At 58.2% G+C, this 9,562-nt stretch carries 9 protein-coding genes; 6 read left to right on the top strand and 3 right to left on the bottom strand.

Annotated features, from left to right (window positions below):
- Positions 1-159 precede the first annotated feature (159 nt).
- A complete protein-coding gene (locus GOX66_RS22770; RefSeq protein WP_170765775.1) occupies positions 160-825 on the bottom strand; it encodes an NAD(P)H-binding protein in 666 nt (221 codons plus the stop codon).
- 36 nt (positions 826-861) lie between these two features.
- Here GOX66_RS22770 and GOX66_RS22765 point away from each other — a divergent pair.
- Positions 862-1,649 (top strand): IS5 family transposase gene (locus GOX66_RS22765; protein ID WP_170765773.1). Its coding sequence is split into 2 segments (ribosomal slippage): positions 862-1,198 and positions 1,198-1,649, totalling 789 coding nucleotides; the frame shifts between segments, so codons are not numbered across the junction.
- A gap of 661 nt (positions 1,650-2,310) precedes the next feature.
- On the opposite strand, the gene GOX66_RS22760 is transcribed toward GOX66_RS22765, so the two are convergent.
- Entirely contained in the window at positions 2,311-3,390 is a 1,080-nt protein-coding gene (locus GOX66_RS22760) for a methyltetrahydrofolate cobalamin methyltransferase (protein WP_170765771.1), read from the bottom strand.
- A gap of 9 nt (positions 3,391-3,399) precedes the next feature.
- The gene (locus GOX66_RS22755) at positions 3,400-4,332 is read right to left on the bottom strand and encodes a methylenetetrahydrofolate reductase (protein WP_170765779.1); all 933 of its coding nucleotides are present in this window, start codon (positions 4,330-4,332) and stop codon (positions 3,400-3,402) included.
- Between the two features lie 299 nt (positions 4,333-4,631).
- On the opposite strand from GOX66_RS22755, the gene GOX66_RS22750 reads away from it, so the two are divergent.
- From GOX66_RS22750 to GOX66_RS22730, 5 genes are read left to right on the top strand one after another with little or no spacing between them, the layout of a single operon-like run.
- A complete protein-coding gene (locus tag GOX66_RS22750; protein ID WP_170765769.1) occupies positions 4,632-5,822 on the top strand; it encodes a uroporphyrinogen decarboxylase family protein in 1,191 nt (396 codons plus the stop codon).
- Positions 5,819-6,598 carry an HpcH/HpaI aldolase family protein gene (locus GOX66_RS22745; protein WP_170765767.1) on the top strand — a complete coding sequence of 260 codons (780 nt, stop codon included), beginning with the start codon at positions 5,819-5,821 and terminating at the stop codon, positions 6,596-6,598. The genes GOX66_RS22750 and GOX66_RS22745 overlap by 4 nt, the downstream gene beginning before the upstream one ends.
- Positions 6,595-7,845: an LVIVD repeat-containing protein gene (locus GOX66_RS22740; protein ID WP_170765765.1), complete on the top strand. Its 1,251-nt coding sequence runs from the start codon at positions 6,595-6,597 to the stop codon at positions 7,843-7,845. Before GOX66_RS22745 ends, GOX66_RS22740 begins: the two co-directional genes overlap by 4 nt.
- Entirely contained in the window at positions 7,845-8,831 is a 987-nt protein-coding gene (locus GOX66_RS22735; protein WP_170765763.1) for an NAD(P)-dependent oxidoreductase, read from the top strand. The genes GOX66_RS22740 and GOX66_RS22735 overlap by 1 nt, the downstream gene beginning before the upstream one ends.
- Positions 8,821-9,555, top strand: coding sequence for a cytochrome b561 domain-containing protein (locus tag GOX66_RS22730; protein ID WP_170765762.1), 735 nt, complete (start codon positions 8,821-8,823; stop codon positions 9,553-9,555). The genes GOX66_RS22735 and GOX66_RS22730 overlap by 11 nt, the downstream gene beginning before the upstream one ends.
- Positions 9,556-9,562: the final 7 nt, after the last annotated feature.

Below are 9,562 nucleotides of genomic sequence, written 5' to 3'. Positions count from 1 at the left end.
CATGGCGACCCGCCTGCTTTGAATATCTGCCGTTGGTTGCTTCGCAACCAACGGCGGTTACTGTCCATACAAAGTGATTTCACCCACCTCTTAAATACGCGGTGAACGTCGTCTTTGACTGGCAGCCATTTCAGAAACATCCTGCCCACAGAGAGAAGGTCAGAAGTGCGACCTTAACGCTGGCAAAAACACCTCACTTGCGAATTCCTGGAATGACCGCGGTGCCTTGCCGGTGATTTTCTGGACATTACTGGTTGTAAAGGTGCCCCAACCCGAGGCGTAAGCCTGTCCATAGTCCCGCGCCAGTTCAGCCATCCATTGGCCCCATCCTGCTCCTTCGATTGTGGCGTACATATCTGCGGGAAGTATCGGAGCGTAGGATACTGGATCTCCGAGCAGTGTGCTCAGTATACCGGCAGCATCGAAATAGCTGATCACCTCGGATCCGGTAAGCTCCAGCGTCTGACCGTCCCATTGATCTGACAGAGCGCATACTACCGCGCAGGCCGCAATGTCGCTTGTGTCAATCATGCCCATTTTGCCGTTGCCCGTGGCGAAGGAAAACCGCCCCTGCTGTCTGATCTGATCCGCGGCCATGAACATATTTTGCATGAACAGATTTGGCCGCAGGAAAACATGGCGCAACCCGCTTTGCGCAATCTCCGCCTCTGTTCTGCCATGGGCGCGGGTGTTATTGGTCGGGCCATTCGGATCAGCTTTGATTGCCGATACGCGGACAGTTTTTTGAGCGCCCGCCGCTGTGGCCGCAGCAATCACGTTCGACGCCTGTTCTTCCGCTAGGTCGTGTTGACAAAAGGGATTCACAGCGCCCTCTGATCGTGATTCAAGCCGGTATCTGCGATGGAGGCCAGCTTGGCAAGAAACCTAATGTCGGACGAGGAGTGGGCGTTTCTTGAACGGTTCATCCTTGCGGTCCGTGCCCCGAACGGACGCAAACCGATCAACCACCGCCTTGTTCTTGATGGCGTTTTCTGGATTGCACGTACTGGTGCCCCATGGCGAGACTTGCCTGACGAGTTTGGGAAGTGGTCGAGTGTCTACCGACAGTTCCGACGCTGGACCCTCGCGGGGCTCTGGGAACAGATTTTGGAAACCTTGACCGAGAGCAGGATCGTTCCTGATGCCCTTCAAATGGTCGACAGCACCGTGGTTCGTGCCCATCATCAGGCAGCGGGCGCAAAAGGGGGACTCCGCGACAGGGTTTTGGCCGCTCAAAAGGCGGCTTCACGACCAAGATCCACCTCAGGGTAAGTGCCGCCGGGCTGCCTATGAGAACTGACATCACACCCGGTCAGACATCGGACTATCTTGGATTTGATCGAGTCATGGACGACAACCTGCCGGAACCAGTCGTGCTGCTAGCCGACAAAGGTTACGATGCCGACCGTATTCGCGCCGAACTGCACAACCGAAGCATTCGACCGGTGATCCCAATGCGAAAGTCCCGAAAGAGGCGCGTTGGGTTGGATTGGCATCTCTACCCGCTGAGAAATCTGGTCGAGAGATGCTTCAACAAACTGAAGAATGCTCGGCGTGTGGCAACCCGCTATGATAAGACAGCCGAAAGCTTCCTTGGCTTCGTAGATATCATTTCGATCCGCCTATGGATCCGCCATTTGTCAACATGACCTAGTGTATTCTGTTGCAAATCACCTGTGGTGACCTGTTTGGACGCTCCGGTGCCGGTAGGAACTCGAACAACGGCTGCTTGCCACGTTCGTTCCAGTTCAATTGGATCATCCCAGTGCTTCCAGGAAAGATCCGCTGGAGCTGAAAACACCTTCGAACTATTGTGTAAGCCGTGGTCCTGTGGATATGCGGGAACCGTCAGCACCACTACGCCAAAGAGCGCCATTGTTGCTCTAATGGTCGCAGACTGTTTGCGATGAGTTGAAGGCAAGTTTTCAGCCTCCGTTGATAAGCCATTGATTGGAAATAGCACAAATTGTAGCCAATTGTACTGGAGCACCTTAACAGCGGAAGGGAGCATCTACTTCACTCTAACTCCGTCGGTGTTGCTACTACGAGTGCCGCTGTTCTGGACGGTAGGCTGACTATTTCAAAGCTTGTCGCGTAACCGCAAAAATTCAGCCTCTCCCCCAGAATGTATTCGCGTCCAGTAATTTTATGTACAGCGACAACTGCGCAGGGCATTAATTCCCAGGGGAGCCGACAGTCAGAATGAGCTTGACGTCAATATGCCGACTAGGAAGGACAACACCTTCAGACCCTGTCATTTGTCGAGCAAAACTCTGCCCGCTGCCGACGCGCATACAAGTGCGAACGGGATCAAACGGAGGCGCCACTATTGTCGATTGACGGTCGTCGCCTTCTTCTTGCACCACTGGCATTTTCGTTGCTGCCGGCCGGTTTGGGCGGTTTGTAGAACTGTATCCAAGCCGCACCGTTGGCGTCGTTGTCCATCATTAAGTTTGCTGCCCGGATCGCCTCCATTTCCTGGCCGGCGCAAGGTTGCGTGGAACCGAGTCCGGTGACCTTCGCCAGTACTTCCGGGTCAAGGTCTTCAGGTACAACAATCCCCAATGCGGCAAGTTCCGCACGCTTTTCAGCCAGTTTCCTGGGGCCGACAGGCAACGCGGTCGGGTTCATGATGGCGCTGGTCATCCCGGCGGCAATCGCCATGGGCAGAAACGCATTGTTGATCCCGTGGCGGTTGGGTAGCCCGAAAGAGATATTCGATGCGCCGCAGGTGGTGTTCACACCGAGTTCCTTGCCCAGCCGCTGCACCAGTGAAATGACCTGAATCCCCGCGCTTGGCACGGCGCCGATCGGCATTACCAGCGGGTCCACCACGATATCACAAGCCGGAATACCGAAATCGGCCGCCCGCTCGACAATCTTTTGCGCGACGCCAAACCGAACGTCCGGATCCTCGGAAATTCCGGTATCGTCGTTCGAGATCGCCACAACGGGCACGTTGTATTTCTTGACCAGGGGCAGGATCGCCTCAAGCCGTTCCTCTTCGCCTGTGACGGAGTTCAGAAGAGGCCGCCCGTAGCAAGCAGCCAGCCCTGCCTCCAGCGCGCCGGGCACCGAGGAATCGATACACAGCGGTACATCCACCAGGCCCTGCACCAGTTCGATCATCCTGGTCATGAGGGGCGGCTCGGTTTCGTTCGGATTGGGGTTGGAATTGAAAAAAACGCCCGCGTTGACGTCAAGCATGGTCGCTCCTGCCGCGACTTGTGCCAATGCGTCCTTTTCGACGGTGGAAAAATCGCCCGCCTCAAGCTCGGCAGCCAGTTTCTTGCGACCGGTCGGATTGATGCGCTCGCCAATCACGCAGAAGGGTTCATCAAAGCCGATGACCGTGGTTTTGGTTTTGCTTTCGACAATAGTACGGGTCATGGGGCACTCTTATTGCTGGTTGGCTGGCACGGCCGAGGCGCCGCCGTTTTCGATGGCCCAATCGGCGTTGGCCTTGATGCCGCCAAGCGGGAAGAAGTGGACTTTCTCGATGTTGAAATCGGGATTCGCAGCCTTGTGCGCCGCGAGATCCGAGATGAACTCGCCGGGCGTGAAGGGCAGCAGCAACTTGGTAACGTCCTTGGCGCGTTTCTGCAGCACCTTGAGCGAGGCCCCGACACCGCAGGCGATCGAAAACCTAATCAGCGTTTGCAACTTGGCCGGTCCGGCGACGCCGATATGCACGGGAATGTCGATGCCTGCCGCGACCAGGTCGTCCGCCCAATCAATGACTGGCGCAGCCTCGAAGCAAAATTGCGTGGCCAGCGCCATTTCCGCGTCGGTGCGCTGTTTGAATACCTGTTTCCAACCGAGCGCCGCCATCACGTTCCTGCGCGATCCGTCCGGATCAATATCCCGGTTGCCTTCCGGGTGCCCGGCGACATGTAGCCTCCGGAAACCCGCCTTGTCGAACAGGCCGGTCTCCAACAGCTGAATGGAGCTGTGGAAATCGCCCTGCGGCTTGTCGACGCCGCCAGCGAGCAACAGTGCCTGATCCACACCGGCCTCTCCCTGATACCGCGCGATCCAGTCGCCGAGCGTCGCCGCATCCTTGATGATCCGCGCCGGGACGTGCGGCATGACCGGATAGCCCTCATCGGCTACTCTCTTTGCTGTCGCGACCATATCTGCAATCGGCGTGCCTTCGATATGGGCGATGTAGACGCGCGCGCCCTTTGGCAGGAGATCGCGGAAATCTGCGATCTTTGCGGCGGTGCGCGGCATCACCTCGATCGAATAGCCATCGAGCAGGGCAACAATTTCGGGTTTAGCTGGCCCGAGGTCTGCGGGTGCAGAGGGCTTGCTGAATTTCAATAGCGCCATCAACGCCTCCTCGGTGGCGGGTGCATCCATTCGCGTTGACCTGATTCTCAATCAACGATGATTTCTTTTAGCAAATATGAATGCGCATGCATACAAGAAATGTTCTCTGAACTCAAAACTACGCAGTAATTAATAAGAAAAAGAAGAATAGACTTCAAGATCTGTTTCCGCTATTGGATTATTATGAATGCGCAGTCAAAGTTGCTGCCCAATACAACCCACCACAATCGCGGCCGTGTCCGCCGGAACGAAAAGGTGCCGAAATGGCTATGACACCCAGGGAAAATTTTAAGGCTGCGATGACACGGACCGGACCGGAATGGGTGCCGTTGGACATGGGCAAGCACATCGGGTCCGTCCACAAGACTCATTACGCCGAACTTGCAGCAGGCCTGCCTGATCTTGATTTGCAAAATGGCGGTCGGATACTTGATCGAATGGCGCAGACCGTGGTGCCGGACGAGGCGCTGTTGCAGCACTTCAATGTCGATTTTCGCTGGCTGGTGCCCAACTGGGTTCAGGTCACCGAGCGCGACGACCTGGAGGACGGTGGCTATTTTGACATGTGGGGTGTGCCCTACAAGGGTGCTCATGGCGATCACTATGCCGTCGACACGCTGGCCAAGGCGCCGCTGGCGGATTGCGAAGCCGCCGAGGATGTCCTGAACGCCGACTGCTGGCCGGACCCGGAAGACCCTGCCCAGTTCGCAGGTCTGCGCGAGCGTGCAAAGCACCTGCATGATACCACCAGCTATGTGCTGGGCGCCGATGCGATCAAGGCCGGGCCCCTGATGTCGGCCCTGCAAATGCGCGGCTATGAGCAATTCTTCATGGATCTCGTGATCAATCCCGACCTGGCGGATGCTGTTCTGGGGAAAATCACCGATATCCTGTGCCAGATGTGGACACGGTATATGAACGAGGTTGGCGAATTTGTTGACCTCGCTTATGTCACTGACGATCTGGGCAGCCAGACGTCGCTGCTGATCTCGCCCAAGGTCTACCGCAAACGCATCAAGCCGTTTCACACGCGGCTGCACCAGCATATCAAGAAGGCTGGCAACTGCTATCTGATGGTGCATACGGACGGCGCGGTGCTGCCGTTGATTGAGGATCTGATCGAGACCGGAGCCGATATCCTGAACCCGGTGCAAACCTCGACCTCGGGCATGGAGGACACGTCGGTCATCAAAGAGAAGTTCGGCGACCGGCTGGCTTTTCACGGCGCGATGGACGTGCAGCAGATGATGCCGGGCGCGACCCATGACGAACTACGCTGGGAGGTTGCCCGGCGGCTGAAAGACCTAGGCAGCGACGGTGGCTATATCATCGCGCCCTGCCACAATATCGGCCATGATATTCCGGTCGAAAACACGCTGAAATTCTTTGAGCTGGTGCGCGAGATGGGGCGATACCCGCTGAACGTGGATGATGCGCTGACACCAGAGGCATCTTATTTCGAACGGCTGAAGCGGGAGGGCGAGGAATGACCCCGAACGCGCGCTTCAAGGCGCGGCTGACCGCGCGCGAACCGCTTATCGGCTGCTTCGTGAAGACCCCTCATCCGACCGTCATCGAGGTTCTGGGGGCGGGGCCGCTGGATTTCCTGATTTTGGATGGCGAGCATTCCCCCTTCGACCGCACCGCAATCGATGCCTGCATGCTTGCAGCACGTGCCGTTGATTGTGCGGTTCTGGTACGGGTACCGGACGACAGGGCGACAACGATCCTGGGCGTTCTGGACAGCGGTGCCGCCGGGGTCGTGGTGCCGCATGTGACCAGCGCCGATCAGGCCCGAGCCCTGGCCCGGGCAATGCACTATGTCCCGGGCGGGCGTGGCATTGCCGGGACCACGCGCGCAGGCGGCTACGGCGCGCTTGGGCTTGCCGAACACCGCAGGCGCGCGCGCGACGAGGTATCTCTGATCTGCCAGATCGAGGAACGGGAAGGTGTCGATTGCTTTCAGGAAATTGCGGATGTGCCGGACGTTGACGCCCTGTTTGTCGGTCGCGCGGACCTGAGCGTTTCTTATGGCCACGATGATTTCAGTTCGCCGGAGATCAACGACATCTGCGCCGAGATACTGGGTGCAAAAAGGGCGGCGACGGGGCTTTTCTGTGCGCCGGCCGAGACAATCGGCACATGGCGGTCAAACGGTGCCAGTTTCTTCGTGACCGGCTCGGATCACACATTTTTGCAGCAGGGCGCCACGGCGCTCAGGACCGGTTTTTCAACCGGAATCACAATGACAGGAGACAGGCCATGACGGACTTACTGACCCCCGATTACGCACGCAATATGCGCATTCTTGGGCATTCCGATCAGGGCGGGCGCGCCGACGGTATCCAAATTATGGTGTCCGGGGGCTATGCCTATGTCGGGCATGTGTTCAATAACGGTTTTTCCGTCATGGACGTGCGTGATCCGAAGAACCCCAAATTTGTGAAACACATTCCCCAGCCCGAAGGCACCTGGAGCCAGCATTTGCAGACGCATGGCGACATCCTGATCGTCAACAATATGTGCGACATGCTGAAGGTCGAAACCTCTGGTGCGTTTGATCCGGGCGAGTACTACAAGGGCTCGGTGGCCGACAAGGTTGATTTTGCGGGGGAAAAGCCCTGGTCGGCGGGCATGCGCATCTATGACATATCCGACCGCGCCAACCCGCGCGAGATTGCGTTTCTCGACGTGCCCGGTCTTGGCGTGCACCGGGTGTTCTGGGATGGCGGTGACTGGGCTTACATTTCCGCCCTGCCGCCCGGGTTTTCCGACGACATCTTCATGATCGTCGATTTCCGCAGTCCTGATAAGCCGGAAGTCGTCAGCAAGCTCTGGCGCGAGGGCATGCATACCGTCGGTGGTGAAGAGCCCTGGTGGGATCCGAAATACCGCTATGCCCTGCACCACGCGATCATCAAGGGCGATCTGGGAGCCGCGGCCTGGCGGGACGGTGGCATGTCGCTGATCGATGTGTCGGACCGTTACAATCCGAAATTCGTCAGCCACGACAACCCGTGTCCGCCTTTCGCCGGACATACCCACAACACTTTGCCTCTGCCTGGTCGCGGGCTGTTGTTCGTGGTCGAAGAGAGCCAGGCCGACAATTGCGAGGACGGGATCAAGCGAAACTGGGTCTATGACATTTCGGTACCTGAAAACCCGGTCACCATAGCCACGACGCTGCCCCCGGACGAGGCCGACTACAAGAACAAGGGTGGACAGTTTGGCCCGCACAATGTCCATGAGAACCGCTCGGAAGGTTTCCAGAGCGAAGAGCTGATGTTCGTGAGCTATCAGAACGCCGGACTGCGGGTCTACGACATCTCGAACCCTTTCCGCCCGGAAGAAGTTGCCGCGTGTGTCCCGCCAGCGCCGAAGAAGTTGATGGACTACCGGCCCAACCGCCCGCTGGTGGTCGATACCACTGATGTTTATGTCGACAAGCAGGGTCTCATCTATACCACCGACATGAATGCCGGTCTGTACATCATAGAGATGGATGGTCTGTGATGGCAAAGCTCGTCATTTCCGGAAAGATTCATCCCGATGGCATGGCCATTCTTGACGCCGAGCCGGGGTTGGAGATCGAGGCATTCCCCGATCCCGGTACGCCGGTACCAACTGAAAGCCTCGCCACCGCAAATGCGCTGCTGATCCGCTACGGCGTCATTACCGCCGAGCAGGTGAACCAGATGCCCAATCTGCGCGTCGTTTCCCGCCACGGTGTGGGCTGTGACAACCTGCCTGCCGCCGAACTGGCGGCGCGCGGGGTGCCCGTCACCATCGTCGGTCCTGTCAACGCGGTTTCGGTTGCGGAACAGGTCATGGGCATAATGTTGGCGCTGACAAGGCAACTGGTGCCGGGCGACGCAGCCGTGCGCGGCGGGAACTGGAACTTTCGCAACAGCATCGCCATGAGCGAGCTAACCGGTAAAACCCTTCTGTTGCTGGGCTTTGGTCGGATCGGTCGGGAGGTCGCGCGTCGCGCCGCCGCGTTCGACATGCAGGTCAATGTGTTCGATCCGTTTGTACCTGCCGACGTGGTCGAAGAGGCCGGGTATCAGCATGTGTCCGATTGGCGGGTCGAATTGCCGGGCGTGGATTTCCTCAGCCTGCACCTGCCGGCCACGCCCGAAACATCGGGGCTAATCGGCCAGACCGAACTGGCACTGATGAAGCCGACCGCGATCATCATCAACGCCGCCCGCGGTGGTCTGATCGATGAAAACGCTCTTTATGACGCGCTGAGTGGTCCAATGGACCGGGGTGGCGCAGGTCTGGACTGCCTGTCGTCTGAACCGCCCGCGCCCGACCTGCCGCTGCTGTCCCTGCCCAACGTCGTCTTCAGTCCGCATTCGGCGGCGCTAAGCGCCGAAGCGATACAGAAAATGGGCACAGTATCCGCCCGCAACGTGATCGACGGGTTGAACCGGCGTCTGAACCCCGACCTGGTGTTCAATCTGCGTCACCTGACAGAGGCCGGCCATGCGCTATGAGATCCCGACGCAGGGCTACCTGCCGTTTCTCTCGGAACCGATCCAGATCCATTGGGAGAACCACGCGCTCCTGATGTTCGGCATCTGGTTTGTGATGGTGCCGCTTTCGGTGATGCTATTACGGTTCGGCAAGATCAAGCCTCGCACCTATGGCATCCCGCGCGGCACCCATAAATGGGCCTGGCCGGAATTTCCCTGGTCGCTGCACAAAAACCTGCTGTACGCAATGATCGTGCTGGCCGTGGCCGGGGTCGGGTTTGCCATGGTTCTGACAGGCGGGTTTTCAGGCACTCTGCACGCCTGGTTTGGCATCGCAACCGTGCTGTTGGGAGTGCTGCAAGGGACGTCGGCGTGGTTTCGCGGCAGTCACGGAGGGCGCAAAGATCCCGGGGCAGACCCGGAAGATCGCGCCACCTGGGGTGGCGACCATTTCGACATGAGGCCGCAGAGATGGTGGTTCGAGGCGTATCACAAGACGGCAGGGTATTTTGCCCTGTTCTGCGCCGGAGGTGCGGTTGCCACCGGTCTGTCACAATTCTGGCTACCCGGCATCGCCCTTGCTTTTGCCGTGATCGTTGTCGCGGTACTGGCGCTTGCGGTTCTGCTTCAGGGTCTTGGCCTGAAGCACGACACTTATCAGTCGGTTTATGGCAGCCACCCCGACCACCCGTACAATCAACGACGCTATGGTCAAATGTTCCGGGAAAAGGGCGAAAAACCTTGACCAAACA

It is taken from the genome of Ruegeria lacuscaerulensis, assembly GCF_013031245.1.
In the GTDB taxonomy this organism is placed as follows: Bacteria; Pseudomonadota; Alphaproteobacteria; order Rhodobacterales; family Rhodobacteraceae; genus Ruegeria; species Ruegeria lacuscaerulensis_C.
Note: the sequence above shows the minus strand (reverse complement) of the source record. Positions and strands in the feature narration are given on the sequence as shown.

What these genes read in the sequence shown, in the direction of transcription:
- GOX66_RS22760 (WP_170765771.1), bottom strand. Translation starts at nt 3,390, where the DNA reads ATGACCCGTACTATTGTCGAAAGCAAAACCAAAACCACGGTCATCGGC.
- GOX66_RS22755 (WP_170765779.1), bottom strand. Translation starts at nt 4,332, where the DNA reads ATGGCGCTATTGAAATTCAGCAAGCCCTCTGCACCCGCAGACCTCGGG.
- GOX66_RS22750 (WP_170765769.1), top strand. Translation starts at nt 4,632, where the DNA reads ATGACACGGACCGGACCGGAATGGGTGCCGTTGGACATGGGCAAGCAC.
- GOX66_RS22745 (WP_170765767.1), top strand. Translation starts at nt 5,819, where the DNA reads ATGACCCCGAACGCGCGCTTCAAGGCGCGGCTGACCGCGCGCGAACCG.
- GOX66_RS22740 (WP_170765765.1), top strand. Translation starts at nt 6,595, where the DNA reads ATGACGGACTTACTGACCCCCGATTACGCACGCAATATGCGCATTCTT.
- GOX66_RS22735 (WP_170765763.1), top strand. Translation starts at nt 7,845, where the DNA reads ATGGCAAAGCTCGTCATTTCCGGAAAGATTCATCCCGATGGCATGGCC.
- GOX66_RS22730 (WP_170765762.1), top strand. Translation starts at nt 8,821, where the DNA reads ATGCGCTATGAGATCCCGACGCAGGGCTACCTGCCGTTTCTCTCGGAA.